At 51.8% G+C, this 18,739-nt stretch carries 19 protein-coding genes; 5 read left to right on the top strand and 14 right to left on the bottom strand.

What is annotated here, in order from left to right:
* Positions 1–188 precede the first annotated feature (188 nt).
* Positions 189–590: a DNA-binding protein StpA gene (gene stpA, locus WN16_RS21955; RefSeq protein WP_003037256.1), complete on the top strand. Its 402-nt coding sequence runs from the start codon at positions 189–191 to the stop codon at positions 588–590.
* A 36-nt stretch (positions 591–626) separates the two neighbouring features.
* Here the strand turns inward: stpA and WN16_RS21950 are convergent, their stop codons facing one another.
* From WN16_RS21950 to WN16_RS21940, 3 genes are all read right to left on the bottom strand, one after another.
* On the bottom strand, positions 627–806 hold the full coding sequence (locus tag WN16_RS21950) for a hypothetical protein (RefSeq protein WP_003037253.1): 180 nt from the start codon (positions 804–806) through the stop codon (positions 627–629).
* 90 nt (positions 807–896) lie between these two features.
* Positions 897–1,424, bottom strand: a complete 528-nt coding sequence (locus WN16_RS21945) for a rhodanese family protein (protein ID WP_044699661.1) — start codon at positions 1,422–1,424, stop codon at positions 897–899.
* 9 nt (positions 1,425–1,433) lie between these two features.
* Entirely contained in the window at positions 1,434–1,733 is a 300-nt protein-coding gene (locus WN16_RS21940; RefSeq protein ID WP_003037247.1) for a metalloregulator ArsR/SmtB family transcription factor, read from the bottom strand.
* A gap of 184 nt (positions 1,734–1,917) precedes the next feature.
* On the opposite strand from WN16_RS21940, the gene WN16_RS21935 reads away from it, so the two are divergent.
* Both WN16_RS21935 and lysM read left to right on the top strand, forming a co-directional pair.
* Entirely contained in the window at positions 1,918–2,076 is a 159-nt protein-coding gene (locus WN16_RS21935) for a YqaE/Pmp3 family membrane protein (protein WP_003037242.1), read from the top strand.
* A gap of 95 nt (positions 2,077–2,171) precedes the next feature.
* Entirely contained in the window at positions 2,172–2,621 is a 450-nt protein-coding gene (gene lysM, locus WN16_RS21930) for a peptidoglycan-binding protein LysM (RefSeq protein ID WP_003037241.1), read from the top strand.
* 12 nt (positions 2,622–2,633) lie between these two features.
* Here the strand turns inward: lysM and csiR are convergent, their stop codons facing one another.
* The 9 genes from csiR to WN16_RS21885 all read right to left on the bottom strand — a co-directional run bounded on the left by csiR (position 2,634) and on the right by WN16_RS21885 (position 12,997).
* Positions 2,634–3,320 (bottom strand): DNA-binding transcriptional regulator CsiR, encoded by a 687-nt coding sequence (csiR, locus tag WN16_RS21925; RefSeq protein WP_003037236.1) that lies wholly within the window; start codon positions 3,318–3,320, stop codon positions 2,634–2,636.
* 45 nt (positions 3,321–3,365) lie between these two features.
* Complete coding sequence (gene gabP / locus WN16_RS21920) at positions 3,366–4,766, bottom strand: GABA permease (protein WP_003037233.1); 1,401 nt, start codon at positions 4,764–4,766, stop codon at positions 3,366–3,368.
* A 128-nt stretch (positions 4,767–4,894) separates the two neighbouring features.
* Positions 4,895–6,178 (bottom strand): 4-aminobutyrate--2-oxoglutarate transaminase, encoded by a 1,284-nt coding sequence (gene gabT / locus WN16_RS21915; protein WP_044699659.1) that lies wholly within the window; start codon positions 6,176–6,178, stop codon positions 4,895–4,897.
* Positions 6,179–6,203: 25 nt separating this feature from the next.
* Complete coding sequence (gene gabD, locus WN16_RS21910) at positions 6,204–7,652, bottom strand: NADP-dependent succinate-semialdehyde dehydrogenase (protein WP_016150865.1); 1,449 nt, start codon at positions 7,650–7,652, stop codon at positions 6,204–6,206.
* A gap of 23 nt (positions 7,653–7,675) precedes the next feature.
* Complete coding sequence (lhgO, locus tag WN16_RS21905) at positions 7,676–8,944, bottom strand: L-2-hydroxyglutarate oxidase (protein WP_044699657.1); 1,269 nt, start codon at positions 8,942–8,944, stop codon at positions 7,676–7,678.
* Between the two features lie 19 nt (positions 8,945–8,963).
* Positions 8,964–9,941: a glutarate dioxygenase GlaH gene (gene glaH, locus WN16_RS21900; RefSeq protein WP_003839704.1), complete on the bottom strand. Its 978-nt coding sequence runs from the start codon at positions 9,939–9,941 to the stop codon at positions 8,964–8,966.
* A gap of 239 nt (positions 9,942–10,180) precedes the next feature.
* A complete protein-coding gene (locus WN16_RS21895; protein WP_003037218.1) occupies positions 10,181–10,894 on the bottom strand; it encodes an MgtC/SapB family protein in 714 nt (237 codons plus the stop codon).
* Positions 10,895–10,925: 31 nt separating this feature from the next.
* Complete coding sequence (locus tag WN16_RS21890) at positions 10,926–12,161, bottom strand: MFS transporter (RefSeq protein WP_003037215.1); 1,236 nt, start codon at positions 12,159–12,161, stop codon at positions 10,926–10,928.
* 11 nt (positions 12,162–12,172) lie between these two features.
* The gene (locus WN16_RS21885) at positions 12,173–12,997 is read right to left on the bottom strand and encodes an MBL fold metallo-hydrolase (protein WP_003037212.1); all 825 of its coding nucleotides are present in this window, start codon (positions 12,995–12,997) and stop codon (positions 12,173–12,175) included.
* A gap of 334 nt (positions 12,998–13,331) precedes the next feature.
* On the opposite strand from WN16_RS21885, the gene WN16_RS21880 reads away from it, so the two are divergent.
* On the top strand, positions 13,332–15,506 hold the full coding sequence (locus WN16_RS21880; protein ID WP_044699680.1) for an extracellular solute-binding protein: 2,175 nt from the start codon (positions 13,332–13,334) through the stop codon (positions 15,504–15,506).
* Between the two features lie 52 nt (positions 15,507–15,558).
* On the opposite strand, the gene WN16_RS21875 is transcribed toward WN16_RS21880, so the two are convergent.
* The gene (locus WN16_RS21875; RefSeq protein WP_044699654.1) at positions 15,559–16,164 is read right to left on the bottom strand and encodes a short chain dehydrogenase; all 606 of its coding nucleotides are present in this window, start codon (positions 16,162–16,164) and stop codon (positions 15,559–15,561) included.
* Positions 16,165–16,262: 98 nt separating this feature from the next.
* Here WN16_RS21875 and WN16_RS21870 point away from each other — a divergent pair, with 98 nt between their 5' ends.
* Positions 16,263–17,153 carry a LysR family transcriptional regulator gene (locus tag WN16_RS21870; RefSeq protein ID WP_044699652.1) on the top strand — a complete coding sequence of 297 codons (891 nt, stop codon included), beginning with the start codon at positions 16,263–16,265 and terminating at the stop codon, positions 17,151–17,153.
* Positions 17,154–17,223: 70 nt separating this feature from the next.
* Here the strand turns inward: WN16_RS21870 and WN16_RS21865 are convergent, their stop codons facing one another.
* Positions 17,224–18,738 (bottom strand): tripartite tricarboxylate transporter permease, encoded by a 1,515-nt coding sequence (locus tag WN16_RS21865; protein WP_003826025.1) that lies wholly within the window; start codon positions 18,736–18,738, stop codon positions 17,224–17,226.
* Position 18,739: the final 1 nt, after the last annotated feature.

The raw sequence follows: 18,739 nt of genomic DNA, 5'->3' as shown, positions 1-18,739 counted from the left end.
TTCAAAGCTGCAATCAGGGTAATAGAATATATTGTCTGAGCGATAGCAGAATGGATGCTATAAATATCAGAGTTGGCTATTTGTTTAATGATCTGCGAATAAATTAGACTGGAAATATAATAATCAGTTGCATACAATATTTAGCGTAATACCATTTTTATGTTTTACGTTAAAGAGGTTTTGTTAATATGAGTTCAATGTTAAAAAACTTAAATAATATCCGCTCGCTGCGTGCAATGGCTCGTGAATTTTCTGTTGATGTACTGGAAGATATGCTTGAAAAATTCAGGGTAGTGACCAAAGAACGGCGCGATGAAGAAGAACAGCTACAGCGCCAACGCGCAGAACAGCAGGCAAAAATTAATGCCTTGCTGGCGCAGATGCAGGCAGACGGGATTAGCCCGGAGGAGCTGCTGAGCATAACACCGGCTACGACACGTTCAGTTAAAAAACGCCAACCGCGCCCGGCGAAATATCGTTTTATCGATCTCAATGGTGAAACGAAAACATGGACCGGGCAAGGTCGCACACCGAAGCCAATTGCCCAGGCGCTGGCTGCCGGTAAATCTCTTGATGACTTTTTGATCTAATTACGAAGGCGGTGAGGAGATCCTCACCGCTTATTTTCAGCAAACGCCGAAATCACCCTCTTCGGTATATCGCGTGACATCAGCTGCTTTCAGCGTGAATTTATCACCGTTTTCATTACTGGCTTGTACCGCCACAATTTGATCGTCATTGACTTCAACAACTTTCAGTTTTGGACCGCCCATACGCGGTTGAACCAGATCGCCAGGTTTAAACATATTGTTGCGCTCCTTTATTTATCATTTATCGCAGAACTCACCATAGATCACGTCAACCGGCGGGTACAGTGCTGTTTTAATGATTACCGCTTAATGAGTACGTCGGTTCCAGGGCATTTTGTCCAGCAGACGCGCCATGCCGCAAAAGCCGGTCACGCCAGCGAGAATCAGCCCGGCCCCGACAAAACCGCTCAGCAGGAAGAAAATACTGCTGACGGTGTAACCCAGAATAACACCGAGTAAGGCAAGGCTACCCGCGGCTATCTGCACTTGACGCATCAGCGGTAACGGTTGTGAACTGTCTTTCGTCACCGGCAACCCTGCGGCTTTCCAGCCGTCAATTCCACCTTCCAGCAGCCAGACCTGCGCGGGCGCAGCAATGGCGCCCAGTTTTGTTGCCGCATTTTGTGTACGTTTGCCTGACTGGCAGTGAAAAATCACCTGCTCGGCGCGTAAATTCGCAGGCAGCGATCCCTGTTCAAGCGCGGGCAACGGCGCCAGATGAGCCTCAGGAATATGCTCGTGCAGATACTCGTCAGCGTCGCGGATATCAATCAGTTTTGCACCTTGCGCGACCAGTGTCTGCGCCTCGCGCGGGGAAATCGTCCCAATAGTCATGATGGCTCCTTATGGGCAATACAGTGTTTTTAATGTGGCGATCAGCGAATTCACGGCCGCATTTTTAATGGAGTAGAGGATGCGCTGGGCATCGCGCTGGCTTTCTATCAGACCTTCTTCACGCATACGCGCCAGATGCTGGGAAGTGGCGGAAGGGCTAAGGCCGGTAACACGGGCTAACTCGCCTGCGCTGGTACCGGGTGAACCGCAGAGCATGCACAAAATCAGCAACCGTTTCGGGTTACTCATCGCTTTTAGCAGGGCGGCAGCTTGTTCTGCGCTGGCCTGGAGTTGTTCAAGTTCAGTCATATGTATTTAAGAACAATCTAAATTAAGCACATTCTAAAATAAACAACCAACGTACGCCAGCGTAAAGAGCGTAAAGGAGGGTAAAACAGCCGCGGAATGCTGGCGGAGTTGGGTAGAATGGCTACTCTTAGAGATAAAATCTCTTTTTAAACAATGATTAATTTTTTGCTTGTAGGGAGTGTGTATGGGTTTCTGGAGAATCGTTTTTACTATTATTCTGCCCCCGCTTGGCGTGCTGCTGGGGAAGGGGTTCGGCTGGGCATTTATCCTCAATATCGTTCTGACGCTGCTGGGCTACATCCCTGGTTTGATCCATGCCTTCTGGATACAGACGCGTAATTAATTCCTTTCAACTACGGCGCTTTGGCGCCGTTTTCTTTGGCCCCCTTTCTCCTCTGCTACACTTTTGGGTGTTAATTGTTAATTACCGAGGTGGATATGGGACTCTTCAATTTTGTAAAAGATGCGGGTGAAAAACTGTGGGATGCGGTCACTGGAAACCATGACACAGCCGATCTGGCAAAAAAAGTGCAGGAACACCTGAACAAAACTGGCATCCCTGATGCGGATAAAGTGGACGTGCAAATTAACGAAGGCAAAGCCACTGTTTCTGGTGATGGATTAAGTCAGGAGGCGAAAGAAAAAATTCTGATCGCGATTGGTAATATCTCCGGTATTGCCAGCGTAGATGATCAGGTTAAAACCTCTGCGCCCGCGAGCGAAAGCCAGTTTTATACCGTGAAATCAGGAGATACCCTGAGCGCTATTGCTAAACAGGTTTACGGTAATGCCAACCTGTATAACCAGATATTTGAAGCGAATAAACCAATGCTGAAAAGTCCGGATAAAATCTATCCTGGGCAGGTTTTACGTATTCCGGAGCAGTAATATTATTCAGGCTTATTCCGTCAGCAATTTACCGGACATCGCCTGTTGAATAATCGGAATCGGCGTCAGTAGGTGCTGGCGCATTAATTCGCTGGCGCGCGCGGCGTCGCGTGCCAGAATTGCTTCGGTCAACGTTTGGTGCTGATCGTGTTTGTCTTCCAGCATCTCCACCGACAGCACCGTTTTTCGCAGCCAGATAAACCGGTAGCGCGCCGCCAAATCGAACAGTCGTTCGCGCATTTGCAGCAGATATTGTGAACCACAGCCAGCGACAATCGCCGAGTGAAACGCCTGATGGCGCTGATCCCACTCGTCGAGCATCTGTTCGCTGGCATCAATGGCTTCAAGCTTACTAAGCATATGCGCGCGCGCCAGAATTTCAGCTTCCCAGGCGTCGTCGCCGCGTTCAATGGCCAGCGCGACCAGCATGGCTTCCATATTGGCGCGGGCATCAAAAATATCGAGCAACTCTTGCTCTGACATCGGGGCAACCCGATACCCTTTCTGATTTACCACCGTCACCAGCCGCTCGGCAACTAACTGCGAAAGCGCTTCGCGTAGCGGTCCCACGCCAAGCTCATAGCGTGAGGTCAGCAGGCTCATACGCAGTTTTTCATCAGGCTGATACACACCGCGGATGATGTCGTTCTTCAGCCAGCGGTATCCATCAATGGCCGTCGGTTGGGGAATGGCGGTCATGGTCATACTCCTGAAAGGATTTCCCGGCCTGCGCCGGGAACAGGTTTAATGCGTATTTTGCAATGGTGCTTTTTGCCAAGATAGCAGTTTTTTCCAGCGTGACATAATGGGCACGGTGCAAATAATTCCTATGGCTAACAACCCGGTAGAGATAACTTCCAGCTGTTGTGCCGGGCGAAACAGCATGACCACCAGCACAAAGATAATAAACGCGATGACCAGCCAGGTAAGCCACGGATAGAGCCACATTTTCAGTTTAATTTCACCGCCTCGCGCCAGCAGGATTTTGCGCATCCGCAGTTGAGAAACGGCAATGACCAGATAGACCAGCAGTGCGATGGCACCGGAACTGTCGATCAGGAATTTAAACACCTTGGCCGGGGCGTAATAGTTGACGATGACGGTGAGGAATGCGGCACCGGTAGACAGCAACACCGCCACATAAGGCGTTTTACTGCGGTTCGTTTTACCCATAAAGGCGGGGGCATCGCCACGGCGGCTCAGGGAGTAGAGCATACGCGAGGACGTATACAGCGCGGAGTTGAGACAGCTAGTCACCGACAGCAAAATGACGCAATCCATGATCAGTTTCGCGTGCGGGATATGCAGTAGCTCCAGTACCGAGCGGTAAGAACCGACTTCTTTCAGTCCCGGCATGTTCCACGGGATCAGCGCCACCACCACAAAAATAGAGCACAGATAGAAGATGGAGATACGCCAGATAACCGAGTTGGTGGCGCGAACGATATGTTTATCCGGGGTATCGGATTCGGCGGCGGCGATGGTAACTATCTCTGCGCCCATAAAGGAGAACATAGTGATTAACATTGCGCTGATCACGGCGCCAAAACCGTTGGGCATAAAGCCGCCCTGATCCCACAGGCGCGAAACCCCGCTGACATCGGCATAAGGGTAGAAACCGCTAATCGCCGCTGCGCCGAGGGTTATAAACGCCAGAATGGCAATCACTTTGCACAGCGCCAGCCAGAACTCGAACTCACCGTAATTTTTGACGCTCAGTAAATTACTGCCGGTTAATGCCAGCGTGATAACCAGAGAAAACAGCCAGATAGGAATGCCAGGCACCCAGGAGTGAAGAATGATGGCGGCGATATTCGCCTCCAGCGGGATAACCAACACCCAGAACCACCAGTACAACCAGCCGATGGTGTAACCCGCCCAAGGGCCGATGGCCTTATCGGCGTATGTGGAAAAAGAACCGGTATCCGGTGTGGCGACGGCCATTTCGGCCAACATGCGCATAATCATCACCACCAGCAATCCGGCGAACAGATAGGCTAATAATACTGCGGGACCGGCTTCTGCAATCGCCACGCTTGAACCGACAAACAGACTTGCGCCGATTACCCCGGCAATAGACAGCATGGTGACGTGGCGTGATTTCAGCCCGCCCCCTAAATCATGTGATTGTGACAGTTGCCCCATCTTCTTACCCCGTTATTGTTTTTGGCCTGTTTGCCGGATGGCGCTTCGCTTATCCGGCAAACAGGTGGTACTTTTTGTAGGCCGGATAAGACGCTTTTGCGTCGCCATCCGGCACGGGTGCCTGCGTCTTAACCTTGCTTAGCTTCATCAAAGCATTGAGCGATAATGTTCAGCCCTTGACTGATCTGCGCGTCTTCAATGGTGAGTGGGACAAGAATGCGCAGCACGTTGTAGTAAGGTCCGCAGGAGAGCAGGATTAGCCCTTTATCGCGGGCACGAGCGACGATTTCAGCTGTCAGTTTGGCATCGGGCTTCGTGCGATCGCCGTCTTCGAACAGTTCGATAGCAATCATCGCGCCCAGCCCGCGTACGTCGCCAATCTCGCGGTGGGTTTCCGCGATAGCCAACAGGCCTTCACGCAGGGTTTGCCCCAGCTCGTTGGCTTTTTGCAGCAGATCTTCCTGCTCGAAAATGTTTAGTACCGCCAGCGCAGCGGCACAGGCAATTGGGTTACCTGCATAGGTACCGCCCAGACCGCCCGGTGGAATAGCGTCCATGACATCGGCGCGTCCGGTCACGCCTGCCAGCGGGAAGCCTCCGGCGATGGATTTAGCGAAGGTGGTGAGATCGGGCGCAACGCCCATCTGCTCCATGGCAAACAGCGTACCGGTGCGGCCCGCACCGCTCTGTACTTCATCAGCAATCAGCATGATCCCGTGTTCGTCACAAATAGCGCGCAGACGTTGCATAAAAGCAGGGGAAGCGGCGTAAAAACCACCTTCGCCCTGGACGGGTTCAATTACGATGGCGGCGACGTCTTCTGGCGCGGCATCGTTTTTGAAAATGCGGTGAATACTGGCGATAGCATCGTCGTCACTGATGCCGTGCAGTGGGCAAGGATAAAGCGCGCGATACACGTGGCCCGGCATCAGCCCCATTCCGGCAGAGTATGGGTTCACTTTCCCGGTCAGTGACAAGGTGTAGTGGGTACGGCCGTGGTAAGCACCGCTGAAGGCGATTGTGCCGGTGCGTTTGGTGGCGGCGCGGGCGATTTTCACCGCATTTTCTACCGCTTCAGAACCGGTGGTCACCAGCAGGGTTTTCTTGGCGAAATCACCCGGCACTTTCTTATTCATGATTTCGCACAGCTCCAGGTATGGCTCATAGGCCAGTACCTGGAAACAGGTATGGGACAGCTTTTTCAACTGCGCTTCTACCGCAGAGACGATCTGCGGGTGCAGGTGACCGGTGTTCAACACTGCAATACCGCCAGCAAAGTCAAGGAATTCACGGCCTTCAACGTCCCAGACCCGACAGTTTTCTGCACGCTCGGCAAAAATAGGGTGGATCTGGCCTACGCCACGGGGAACGGCGTTGCTGCGACGTTGCATAAGTTCTTTGTTGGTGCTCATCAGGTGTTCTCCAGTATTTATTTTATTAAAGGCCGATGCACATATATTTGATTTCTAAGTAGTCTTCGATGCCGTATTTTGATCCTTCACGGCCAAGACCGGAGGCTTTGATTCCCCCAAACGGGGCGACTTCGTTGGAGATAATGCCGGTGTTAATCCCGACGATGCCGTACTCCAGCGCTTCGCCAACGCGGAAGACACGACTTAAATCACGGGCGTAGAAATAGGCGGCCAGACCAAACTCGGTGTCGTTGGCCTGAGCGATGACGTCGGCTTCGTCTTTAAAACGAAACAGCGGAGCCAGCGGTCCGAACGTCTCTTCTTTGGCGACCTTCGCGTTGTCAGGCACATCTACCAGAATGGTGGGCTGGAAGAAGTTACCGCCGAGCGCATGAGGTTTACCGCCCGCGATAATGCGCGCGCCTTTATCCAGAGCATCGGCGATGTGTTCCTGCACTTTGGCAACCGCTTTATCGTCGATCAGCGGTCCGGTGGTGACCTCTGGTTGCAGACCATCGCCGAGATGCAGTTTGCTCACCGCCTGCTGGAGTTTTTCGGCAAAACGCTCATACACACCGTCCTGCACGTACAGGCGGTTGGCGCAGACGCAGGTTTGCCCGGCGTTACGGAACTTCGAGGCCAGCGCACCTTCCACGGCTTTATCAAGATCGGCATCGTCAAAGACGATAAACGGCGCATTGCCGCCCAGTTCCAGCGATACCTTTTTGATGTCTTTGGCGCACTGCTGCATTAACTGACGGCCAATTTCGGTTGAGCCGGTAAATGACAGTTTGCGCACCAGCGGGTTGCCGGTCAGCTCGTTACCGACCGCGCTCGCAGAACCGGTCACCACGCTGAAAACGCCAGCCGGGATCCCGGCGCGATTAGCCAGTTCTGCCAGCGCCAGAGCGGAGTAGGGGGTCTGGCTGGCGGGTTTAAGCACCATCGTACAGCCTGCTGCCAGCGCCGGACCGGCTTTACGGGTGATCATCGCTGAGGGAAAGTTCCACGGCGTAATCGCGGCGGTAACGCCGATCGGCTGCTTGATGACGATCAGGCGTTTGTCAGCCTGATGGCCAGGGATCGTATCGCCATAAATGCGTTTGCCCTCTTCGGCAAACCACTCAATAAAGGAGGCGGCGTAGGTAATTTCGCCTTTGGCTTCCGCCAGTGGTTTTCCCTGTTCCAGGGTCATCAGACGGGCGAGATCGTCTTGATGCTCAATCATCAGGTTGAACCAGCGGCGCAGAATGTTGGCCCGCTCTTTGGCAGTCAGCGCACGCCAGGCCGGCAGAGCGCGGTTTGCGGCGTTAATCGCTTCGCGGGTTTCATCTGCCCCCATTTTAGGTACGCTACCCAATTGCTGACCGTTGGCGGGATTGGTCACCGCGATGGTCTCGCCGCTGTTAGCGTCACGCCAGTTGCCGTCGATCAGTGCCTGCTGGCGAAATAAGGTTGGATCGTTAAGTTGCATGATTGCTTCCTGTCTTAATCGGTTTAACGGGTAAATGCGGCGTGTAATGTCTCCACGCTACGTGCCGCACGCAGCGTGCGTCCGGGATTACTCTGGTTCTCCAGCAGCGCATGAACTTTGCTGACAATATGTGCACCGATAGGGATTGCCGATGTTGCCGCCGGAGAAGGTGCGTTACAGGTGTGAATTGAGCGTGGCGTGGTGACAAACAGAAAATCGTCGATAAGCTTGCCATCAGGTGATACCGCCTGTGCCCGCACGCCCGCAGGCCACGGTTGCAGATCCTTAAGCGTCAGGCTCGGACAGTACTTTTGTACCAGCCGCAGATAACCGCTTTTGCACAGCGAATTCTTCATTTCGCCAAGCCCTGAGCGCAGGTTGTTTTGCAGCACGCGGCGAATACCAGAAGAGCCGAGGATCTCCAGCGTATCGCTGAGCGAGAAGTCACGCTTACGGTAGCCTTCACGTTTAAATGCCAGCACCGCGTTTGGGCCGACCGTGACGCTGCCGTCAATCATCCGGGTCAGATGAACACCGAGAAACGGCATTGCCGGGTCGGGGATGGGGTAGATCAGATGGTTAACTATCTGATTATGTTCTGGCGCCAGGCGGAAATATTCGCCACGGAACGGACAGATGATAAAGCCAGGTTCAACGCCGAGCATTTTCACCAGTCGGTCCGCCATCAGGCCAGAACAACTAATCAGCGTCGCGCCTTCATATTCCTGACCCTGACGGGTATGGACAATCACGCCCGTAGCGTGCTCTTTCAGCGCGCTGACCTCGGCGTTGTAAATAATCTCACCGCCTTTGGTCTGGAAAATATTCGCCATCGCGGCGGTGACTTCACGGTAGCTGACGATCCCGCTCGACGGAACAAAAATGCCGCCCAGACCGGTGATATTCGGTTCACGCTCGCGAAGCTCCTGCGCATTCAGCCATTCGCGCTCCAAACCGTTAGCGGCGGTGCGATCCCATAGCGCGCGCATGCGCTCCATTTCCAGAGGGGAGGTGGCAACCAGCATTTTTCCGCAGACGTCGTAGCGGATGCCGTTTTGGTCGCAAAAGGCTTTTGTGGCGCGATTTCCGGCCAGGCAAAACTGCGCCTTCAGGCTGCCGGGAGTGTAATAGACCCCGGCATGAATGACGCCGCTGTTATGGCCCGTCTGGTGACAGGCCGGGCCGGACTCTTTTTCCAACAGCGCGATTCTGGCGTCCGGATAGACATCAATCAGCTGCATGGCGGTCGACATGCCGATAATGCCGCCGCCAATAATCACAAAATCATACATCCGCTTTTTTCCTTCGCGCTTACTGATGAGTCTGGTAGTGGTTTGTCGCGTAAGCGAAATAACCACGTTGGCGCATCAGTTCGCGGCGCAGGTCAGGATGCGAGGTGAAACGATCGCGACCGTGCAGCCAGAACAGGTTGTTGATCAGCAGGAATTTACCCACTGAAACCGGTACGGAAATAATACTTTTGCTGGTTTCCAGCGCGTCGGACAGGTCACTCAGCCAGACGCCTTCTTCATAGTCTTTTGGCTGGACGAACTGGTCGATGTAGCGCATCACCGGACGACCCTGCTGGTCAACGTCAAATACCGGATGGAACACTTCCTGGCTCACGTTTTTGCTTGGCGGCGCGGCAAAGCGCATAGGGCGACGCGCCAGCGGATGGGTAAAGTACTGATCCAGATGTTCCCAGTCGTCGAGGTGCAGCAGCAGCGAGTTACCGCCGGTCATGTTCTGCTCGTCAATCTTCATCATCAGCACGTAATCGGTGATTTCTTCGAGATAGGTTCCGTCGTTGTGCAATTCCATCACTCGGTGAGGCTGGCGCAGATAGCTGTCTGAGTTATCGACGTTTTTCACCACAAAACGTGCGTAATATTGACCGCTCATCGCATCAAAATTCGAGCGTCCGATTAGATGCGCTACCGCCGTCGCCAGCTTGACCATCTCTTCTGCCTGCGCCACATCATCCACGCCAACGGCATTGATCAGCAGTGCGCCTTCGGCACGATCGAGCAACGTTTTCAGCAGCAGAGGCTGCAACTGATTGCCGCACAGGTCGTCGAGGATCTTGCCCACTTTGAAGCGCAAGAAGGATTTGTATTCCAGCGCCTGCACCGGCCACTGCGCGACGGCCTGCAGAAATTGCTCAGTGGTTTCAGCGGAAAAAGTCAGCTCCAGCAGGCGTGGGGATTGGGCTGACGGTTTCAGCGTGAAACCGCTGTAGTGCTGGGCTGGATCTTCAGCGTTTGGTTTTACGGCAGTCAGTGCGTTCATCAAATCGTTCCTCTCAGTAGATTGTCAGGGAGATATGGCGCAGCTCGTTTCGTAGCCATAAATTAAAAATATCTACATTTTTGAAAAACGCGCACATAATGAGTTTGTTTGTTTGTTATTTGTGATCAAAAGCAACAAATATTTAACATTTCAAACAGTAGGGATTTAAAGCGAAGACGGGGATAGAGCGGTTATATCAGGTGGTAACCACCTGATTTTAAAGAGGTAAATAAAAAATCTTAATGTTCAAGAGCAATAGCGCAGACGTGTTCAACATGAGTGAGATCGTGGTACAAGTCGGGCAAGGTCATCTTCTTACGAATTACGATTTTGAGATTAACCTCGATTTTACCCTTCTTAATATCCCTGATCGTTATGTTTTCAATAATGTTTTTCTGTTGATGGATGCGGGTTATCAGATTTTCGAGCGCATCGCGTTCATCAAGAATAACCCTGACTTTTACTTTTCCGGGGAACTGGTTTTTAGTCTGTAAGAAAATAATGAACGGGCTTAATTTAATTGCCAATAAAAATAAAGCCGTGGCAAAAAAAGCATGAAAATAAAAACCGGCCCCACAGGTGATTCCCACTCCAGCAGATGCCCAGACAATTGCCGCAGTAGTGAGACCAGAAATAGCATCGTCGTGTCGGTGCAGAATGACTCCCGCACCGAGAAAACCAACGCCACTAATAATCTGAGCCGCCAGACGCATAGGATCGCTACGGATGTTCATCGAAATTTCAGCATAGTATTCTGCAGATTGTATTGATACGACAGTTAACACACAGCTGGCTACGGATAAAATAACGCAAGTTTTGAAGCCAACCGGTTTCCCTTTCGATTCTCTTTCCAGGCCTATAATGCCACCCAGAATAAATGCAATGCTGATTTTGATGATCGTAGTTAAAGGCAACAATCCTTGCTCATTGATGATGGCGGCCAGATTATTCATGCAATTACCTTAATGAAAGAGTCTTTAACGATCAGGAGTTTGCTTTTTTCAATGGGAGGTCTGCTTTGCGTTTTGAAATATCGTCCCGGAAGAATATCAGGAAGAATACGCTGACCACTGCGGCAACACCTGCTGAAACTAGCCAGAATGTTTCCCATTGCGGTAACGCCTGTGGGCCTTGTTCCGTCACGGTGCTGTTGAAGATTTGACCGCATACGGTAGAGGCAAACAGCAAACCGACGCCGTTGGAGACGATAAATCGCAAGCTTTGGGCTTGTGCTTTAATCTCTGGCGCGGCTTTACGGTCAACATAAATGTCGCCCACGGTAAAGAAAAAGTCCCAGCAGAATCCCTGCAACATCAGACCGATCAGCACAAACATCATGTTGGCATCCAGTGATGCATGAGCAAACAACAGTGTGCGGATGATCCAGCAAACGGCGCCCAACATGAGAGTAATTTTGAAGCCGGCTTTCAGTAAGAAAAACGAGAGCAGGAACATAAAAATGACTTCACAGGCGATGCCGACCTGCATCATTGACGCGGCGTTATCGAATCCAAGCGCTTTTAAAAAGACCGGGATATAGGCGGAATAAGCTGTTTTGGGGATCATCAGGACAAAAATACTGAGCATCAAAACCGAGAAACTGCGGTCCTTGAAGAGTGCCAGAGCGTCCAGACATAACAGATCGCGGAGTGTAAATACGCTTCCTTTTGCTTTCGGTGGGGTGTTTGGCAACGTAAAGCAGTAAAGGCCGAGCACGACACCGGAGGCTGACGCAATATACCAGGTGATGGTATTTCCAGAATAGCCCATTTCACCAATAATAAAACCGATGACCATAAAGCCAAATGTGCCGAATACACGAATAAAGGGGAAGTATTTCACCCCGTTAATGTGGCTGAAACTGATGCTGTTAGCCAGCGCAGTTGTTGGATAAAACAGCAGACCGACCAGGAAGATCATGGTCAACGTCATGCCCGTGTTTTGTGCCTCAATAAATTGTGGAACAAACAACAGTACGCCAGCATTAATTAAATGCAGGATCGCCATGACTTTTTGTGACGAAAAGAAACGGTCGGCTACCATGCCAATAAAGAGTGGCGAAAGGATGGTCGCCAGACCAAGCAAAGCATAAGATGAGCCAATAATGGTCGCCATACCATAGGTACTTAATACCAGTCCCATGGTCATATTCCAGGCGCCCTGCATGAAATATTGTATGAACATCATAACCAGCAGGCGTGGTGTTTTATTAAGGTCCATATTGCATATCCTTATTGGTTGATGCTCAGGTTAAGCCCATCCCAGGCGACAAGAATGTTCTCTTTGTCGCACGCCGCCACGAGATCGTCGTGCAGTAGACCGCCGCTGTGTGAGACATGCGAGACGATGAGTTGGCTATTTTTCTCAAGGCAGCCCAGTTCTGCAAGCCTGTCTCTGGCAGCGAAGACGGTTTCCAGACTCATGTGGTTATTTGTACGGTTATCACCATTAAAACCGTAGGTACATTCCAGCACCGTTAAATCGATCTTTTTCCCTTTTAACCATTGCCAGGTGAGTTCAGGGAACCAGCCCGAATCATGTCCATAGAAAATTGACTGACCATCTTTTTCGATAAACCAGGTATAACAAAGCTCCCATTTGGCATGGTTCGCCAGCAGTGGAGTGATTCGGTATCCGCGGGTTTCAACGGTTACGAAGGGAACCAGGCAATGAAAAGCAAATCTTTCTGCGCTGTAGCCTGGTAACACTTGTGCCGCGCCGTTAATCGCACGGTCATTACCAAAAATGTGCAACGGATGAGTAATCTCAAATCCGTACCCTTCCATTCGGCTAAAAAGATCGCCGACGTTGAAATGATCGGGATGTGTATGCGTGAACAGCAGCGATTTGATCTCTGTTGCGTCCAGGCCATCTCGCAGCAGTTGCTGGCTGAATTCAGGCGCGACATCGATCAACAGTTCATCGTCGATGATCGCTGAAGAGTGCGTGCGTATGTCTTTGCCTTTACGAATACGGGCTTGCTGACAGTGCTCACAACGGCAAAAAGGATTGGGTATCCCTTCGGATGCTGCGGTTCCCAGAAAATGAATATTCATGTTTCCCTCTTGATCAAAACAGAGTGTTGTTTTTTGAACGAAAATGTAATGAAACGTAATTGGAACGTGTCAATTATTATCCTGCAGCTTCAAGGCAACAACGATCTTTTGTTGCATAAGTGATCCTCTTCAAGAATTTAATAATTTATTTTTATATTTCATAGCATTGAAATTTTTAGTTCATTTCTTCGTGCTATGTGGGGTTGAGAGGTGGTTATAAGAATGTGTTGATAAAATGCACTTTTTAATATTGTAACGTTCAAATTATCTTGCTGGAGATAGTTTCCTGATGAGCGCCGTGCTAGCATCAAAACATCAGGGGAAGGGTGTAAAAATGCCAACTATCAAAGACATAGCAAGAATTGCCGGTGTATCGCATGGGACTGTCTCGAATGTGCTCAATGGCAGAGGAAATGTAAGCGTTGAGAAGATTGAAGCGGTTCAACGTGCGGCCCGAGAAGTTGGCTATCAGTTGAATGCGCAGGCGCAATCATTGAGAGCCAGCAAAAGTCAGGGAGTGGCCTTGATTCTGCCGGACATCAATGCGGAACGTTACTATCAACTTTATCGGGGATTACACCAGGCCTGGCAACCTTCACTCAGCGAACCGGTTGATCTTTACCTGACTAATGATTTGCCCAATCTGGAACTGGATATTTTGCAAACACTGGCGGCAAAGTCTTACCAGGCTGTTGTCACCGTGAGTTGCCTGGACAACAGCCAGCCCTATTACGATATGCTCAGGCTCTCCCCGGAGAATGTGCTTTTTGCGTATCGCCAGCCAGCCGGTGCAGTTTGTTATTTTAGCCTTGACTATGTGACCGCAGGGGAAGAAACCGCAAGAAGGGCACTGGCGCAGCTGCCGGGTCATATTGGTGTTTTCTGCGAGCCGCTGGAATTTGCCCACAGCGCACGCTTTACTCAAGCGATACAGAAGGTATGCCGGGAGTTAAGTCCGCACACAAAGCTTACGGTTATACCTGCGCATGCCAGTGAAGTTAACACCGTCGCGTTTGACTTTTTCCGGGGGGCGATACCCGATCTGTTTATTGTTCAGGACAGTGAGAAGACGCGTGCGTTGACGCAAGCGTCCTGGTTTGGGAGTTCTCAGTCCTGCCCGCCGATAGTACAACTGAGTGATAATCTTCCTGCATCTTTTGATGGAATCACCAGCTATCAGATGGATTATGCCCGCCTGGGGACAACTATTGCTTCATGTATTCGCCAACCCAAAAGTAAAGAGAAGCACCGTATTCTGACGAATTGCGGTTTTTCCTGGAATGGGCAATACGCTCCGCCTCATGAGACGGAGGCGACGCTGAATATGTTAATTTTGCCCAGCCCTTCGACCGATGCGCTGAAGAAACTGTTACCTCACTTTTATCGCCAGACCGGTATTAAGGTTAATCTTGCGGTTTATCCGTATGATGAGGTTTTTGAAATTCTCTCTCATCTTCACCTGCACCCTTATTACGATTTACTGCGAATCGATATGGCATGTTTTCCCTGGTTTGCAGAAAAAGCATTATTGCCGCTGGAGTCGGTCTCCCCCGAACTCCCGTTATTGCTGGATAACTTCTCTGAGCAAATTCAGCAGCACTTCAGCCAGGTGAATGGGACTGCATGGGCAATTCCCTTTGATGCCAGTATGCAGCTTCTGTTTTATCGACGAGATCTGTTTGAAGATGCGACGATTAAACGGATGTTTTATGAATCAACAGGCAAAGAGTTAACGCTACCAGAGAATTTCGCACAATTTGATGAGATTGCCGCTTTCTTTAGTCAATTGCATCAGCCAGAAAACAGACAGCGTCCGATGGGAACGGCGGTGACGTTGGGCAGCTCAGGACTTATCGCCACTGAGTACTTGTTGCGTTACTACGCGTTAGGGGGACGATTGGTGCGTGAGGGCGAGCCGGTACAACTTGATGCTTCGCTTGCTGCCGCTGCACTCGAAGAATATCTGCACCAGCTTTCTATCGCCGTGAATCTCCCTGGTGAGTGGTGGAGTGATGCGGTTAAACAGTTTGAGCGTGGAAATCTCGCCATGCTGATTATGTATCTCAATTTGTTTAACGATGTTGCGCATACGACTATCGCCCCCACGATTGGCTATGCTCCCGTTCCGGGGCACCTTCCACAATTGGGCGGTGGCTCTATTGGAATGTCTCGCTACAGTAAGAAGAAAAAACAGGTTGAGCAGTTTTTTCATTGGCTTTATTCCGATGAAATTTCGCGCCATCTGGTTCTATTGGGGGGCAACAGCGCCTGGTCTGGAATATGCCACGATCAAAATGTTCTCAATCTCTACCCGTGGTTTAATTTACTGAATGAAAAAGGCATGACGGGAATACGGGAGTCTCAGGGAAGTAAAGGTGAGCCTTTTAACCTGCGACAGGCAGAGATTATTATCGGGCAAGGCGTGACGAATGCGATTAACGGCATTATGGACGTCACGCAGGCCGTGGAATACATCAATGCGCGGATCAGAAACGAAACGGGTGCCTGAAATATGCGACTCCTCGCCTCTTACTGATGACGTAAGAGGCGAGAAAAAACGGTTAACAGTAACCCACTTTATAAATGCGCCCGGTCTGGATGCCTTCGACGCTGCGGCGATAGGCGTTGGCGACCGTGACGGCGGGGACGCTTTCAAAGCCGGGGAAGAAACCGTCAAAGGCTTCGGCGGATTCACTCAGCACGGTCGGACTTATCAAGTTAATACGCTGACCACGCTCTAGCTCACAGGCAGCGGCGCGCACAAATCCTTCCAAACCGGCATTGATCGTTGCCGCATTTGCGCCTTGTGCGATGGGCTCGTGGGCGATAATGCCGCTAATTAACGTTATCGAGCCACCATCATTGAGGTAATGCTGTCCGGTTAAGGCCAGCCGTATCTGGCCTAACAGTTTATCCTGAAGCCCCTGATTAAAGTCCTGGTCGGTCATTGTCGACAGCGGTCCAAAGAACAGATTGCCGGTGGCGGAAACGATCGCATCTACCCGACCGACTTTTTCGAACAATGCCTCGACACTCTCCTGCGAGGTGATATCGACCTGGTAATCCCCCTGCGTGCGACCTACGCGGATCACCTCATGTTTACGGCTTAACGTTTCTGTGACTGCGCGACCCACTGTACCACTGGCACCAATAATGACGATTTTCATAACCACCTCCGCAATAGTGTGAGCCGCTATTCTTTAATGAAAATGAAATCGGATAAACTGGCTAAAAGTTAGATGATTACTAACCAGGGGTTTGCAATATGGATAAGTTACGCGGCATGGAAACGTTTGTCGCCGTGGTGGAGAGCGGGAGCTTTACTTCTGCGGCGACGAGGCTCGAGATGTCTGCGGTGATGGTGGGAAAATATATCGCCCAACTGGAAGCGCAGCTCGGCACGCGTTTGCTGGAGCGCAATACGCGTCGCCAGAGTCTGACCGATGCCGGACGCGTCTATTTTGAAGAAGCCCGTCGCGTGCTGGAGCAGGTATCGATAGCTGAACGTTCGGTAGAGCGTCTGCGGCTGGCACCAGCAGGGACGCTGCGCATAAGCGCGCCCACGTCTTTTGGCGCTTGCGTGATCTCGCCACTGGCCGCTGCGTTTTTACAGACCTGGCCAGAGGTGCGCATTGAACTGGATCTAACCAACCGGATGGTTGATCTGGTTAATGAAGGTGTCGATCTGGCGATCCGCATTGGCGATATCCATCAGACTGACGTGGTGGCGAAATACCTGTGTCCCTACCGTATGGCAATTTGTGCTTCGCCAGAATATCTTGCCCGCCATGGCACCCCCCGGACGCCCGCGGATCTGGTGGATCATCTGTGTCTGTCCCATACCGTGTGGACGGCCCGCAACGAGTGGATACTGCCTGGCGTGACGGGGGAAGTCAGATGGAAACGCGATGCGATCCTGCGCTGTAACGATGGTCATGGACTGCGTATGGCGGCGGTAGCGGGGGCTGGGCTATTATTGCAACCGGAGGTGCTGTTGGCAGAAGAGCTGGCTACTGGCAAGTTGGTTCGTATTCTGGAAGTATTTACGCCACAGCCGCGGCCGATTCATTTGCTGTGGCGACAGGATTTGCGTCCGTTGCCCAAGCTGACACGGTTTGTTGAGCACGTTCTTAGTGCAGTTCAGGAATTAATATGAAAATGCCGGATGGCGCTGCGCTTATCCGGCCTACAGTGGCGATTAATCGTAGGCCGGACAAGGCGCGTTACTAACCGATATCCACCTGCGGTTTGCTGTTGCGTTTACGGATCATGCGCAGCACCGGCGGGACCACGATAACCAGTACCGCCATCACCAGCAGCACTTTCGCCACGCCGCTGGCCCACAGAATATCCATACTCCCGTTACTGATAGACAACGCCCGGCGCAGGTTCTGCTCCAACATTTCCCCGAGAACGAAGCCCAGAATCAATGGCGACATTGGGAAGTGCATTTTACGCAAAATGTAGCCCAGCACGCCGAGGGCGACCATCAACACCAAATCGAAGGTAGTGCTGTGGACAGCGTACACACCTACCGCGGAGACTGCCGCAATAGCGGGTACCAAAAACCACAGCGGAATGGTCAGCATGCGGGTAAACAGACCGATCAGTGGAATGTTCATCACCAGCAGCATTACGTTAGCGATCAGCAGCGCCGCAATCAGCCCCCAGACGATATCCGGCTGTTCAGTGAACATCGCCGGCCCCGGGGTGATGTTGTACAGCGTCAGCGCACCCATCATCACCGCCGTGGTACCGGAGCCCGGCACGCCGAGCGTCAGCATTGGGATGAAAGAGCCGCAGGCCGAGGCGTTGTTGGCGGCTTCTGGTGCCGCTACGCCACGAATATCCCCCTTGCCAAAGCTGTCGCTGTTGCCGCTGAGCTTTTTCTCGGTCATGTAGGTGATGGCACTGGCAATGGTGGCGCCAGCGCCAGGCAGAACGCCGACGAAAAAGCCAATCACTGATGAACGCAGGGTGGCTCCTACGCACTGTGCGCCTTCTTTGGCGTTGAACAACATGCGGCCCGTTTTACGCACCAGCGTCTGGCCACTGCTGGTATGTTCCAGCATTAACAGTATTTCAGAGACAGAGAACAGCCCAATCACCACTACGATAAACTGCACACCGTCGGAGAGATGGACACTGTCAAAAGTAAAGCGATAAACCCCGGTGTTGGCGTCTACGCCGACGGTCGCAAGTCCGAGACCGATAAGCGCTGCCAGAAATGATTTCAGCGGATTTTGCGCCATCATGCTGCCGAGACAGGCAATGGCGAAAACCATTAAGGCAAAGTATTCTGCCGGACCGAAGGCCAGCGACCATTGGGCTAACGCCGGGGCAAACAGAATGATGCCGCCGATGGCGATAAGTGAACCAAAGAAAGAGCTGACCGCCGAGATAGAGAGCGCCACGCCGCCGCGTCCTTGCTGCGCCATCGGATAACCATCCAGCGCGGTCATAATCGCCGCCGCATCGCCGGGAACATTCAGCAGGATGGAGGAGATGCGCCCGCCATATTCACAGCCAATGTAGACCGTAGCCAGCAGGATCAGCGCGGATTCTGCGGGCAGATGCAAAGCAAAGGCCAGCGGCAGCAAGATCGCCACGCCGTTGATCGGCCCAAGGCCAGGCAGCAAACCCACAATGGTGCCTACAAAACAGCCTATCAAGGCGATGACCAGGTTTTCCGGCGTCATTGCCACCGCGAAACCCTGAGAAAGATAAATCCAGGTATCCATC

Source organism: Citrobacter sp. ABFQG, assembly GCF_004322975.1.
GTDB classification, from domain to species: domain Bacteria; phylum Pseudomonadota; class Gammaproteobacteria; order Enterobacterales; family Enterobacteriaceae; genus Citrobacter; species Citrobacter freundii.
Note: the sequence above shows the minus strand (reverse complement) of the source record. Positions and strands in the feature narration are given on the sequence as shown.

What these genes read in the sequence shown, in the direction of transcription:
- WN16_RS21950 (WP_003037253.1), bottom strand. Translation starts at nt 806, where the DNA reads ATGTTTAAACCTGGCGATCTGGTTCAACCGCGTATGGGCGGTCCAAAA.
- WN16_RS21885 (WP_003037212.1), bottom strand. Translation starts at nt 12,997, where the DNA reads ATGAATATTCATTTTCTGGGAACCGCAGCATCCGAAGGGATACCCAAT.
- csiR (WP_003037236.1), bottom strand. Translation starts at nt 3,320, where the DNA reads ATGACCGCCATTCCCCAACCGACGGCCATTGATGGATACCGCTGGCTG.
- WN16_RS21935 (WP_003037242.1), top strand. Translation starts at nt 1,918, where the DNA reads ATGGGTTTCTGGAGAATCGTTTTTACTATTATTCTGCCCCCGCTTGGC.
- WN16_RS21880 (WP_044699680.1), top strand. Translation starts at nt 13,332, where the DNA reads ATGCCAACTATCAAAGACATAGCAAGAATTGCCGGTGTATCGCATGGG.
- WN16_RS21945 (WP_044699661.1), bottom strand. Translation starts at nt 1,424, where the DNA reads ATGACTATTGGGACGATTTCCCCGCGCGAGGCGCAGACACTGGTCGCG.
- gabP (WP_003037233.1), bottom strand. Translation starts at nt 4,766, where the DNA reads ATGGGGCAACTGTCACAATCACATGATTTAGGGGGCGGGCTGAAATCA.
- lhgO (WP_044699657.1), bottom strand. Translation starts at nt 8,944, where the DNA reads ATGTATGATTTTGTGATTATTGGCGGCGGCATTATCGGCATGTCGACC.
- WN16_RS21890 (WP_003037215.1), bottom strand. Translation starts at nt 12,161, where the DNA reads ATGGACCTTAATAAAACACCACGCCTGCTGGTTATGATGTTCATACAA.
- WN16_RS21865 (WP_003826025.1), bottom strand. Translation starts at nt 18,738, where the DNA reads ATGGATACCTGGATTTATCTTTCTCAGGGTTTCGCGGTGGCAATGACG.
- WN16_RS21940 (WP_003037247.1), bottom strand. Translation starts at nt 1,733, where the DNA reads ATGACTGAACTTGAACAACTCCAGGCCAGCGCAGAACAAGCTGCCGCC.
- gabT (WP_044699659.1), bottom strand. Translation starts at nt 6,178, where the DNA reads ATGAGCACCAACAAAGAACTTATGCAACGTCGCAGCAACGCCGTTCCC.
- WN16_RS21895 (WP_003037218.1), bottom strand. Translation starts at nt 10,894, where the DNA reads ATGAATAATCTGGCCGCCATCATCAATGAGCAAGGATTGTTGCCTTTA.
- WN16_RS21875 (WP_044699654.1), bottom strand. Translation starts at nt 16,164, where the DNA reads ATGAAAATCGTCATTATTGGTGCCAGTGGTACAGTGGGTCGCGCAGTC.
- stpA (WP_003037256.1), top strand. Translation starts at nt 189, where the DNA reads ATGAGTTCAATGTTAAAAAACTTAAATAATATCCGCTCGCTGCGTGCA.
- gabD (WP_016150865.1), bottom strand. Translation starts at nt 7,652, where the DNA reads ATGCAACTTAACGATCCAACCTTATTTCGCCAGCAGGCACTGATCGAC.
- WN16_RS21870 (WP_044699652.1), top strand. Translation starts at nt 16,263, where the DNA reads ATGGATAAGTTACGCGGCATGGAAACGTTTGTCGCCGTGGTGGAGAGC.
- lysM (WP_003037241.1), top strand. Translation starts at nt 2,172, where the DNA reads ATGGGACTCTTCAATTTTGTAAAAGATGCGGGTGAAAAACTGTGGGAT.
- glaH (WP_003839704.1), bottom strand. Translation starts at nt 9,941, where the DNA reads ATGAACGCACTGACTGCCGTAAAACCAAACGCTGAAGATCCAGCCCAG.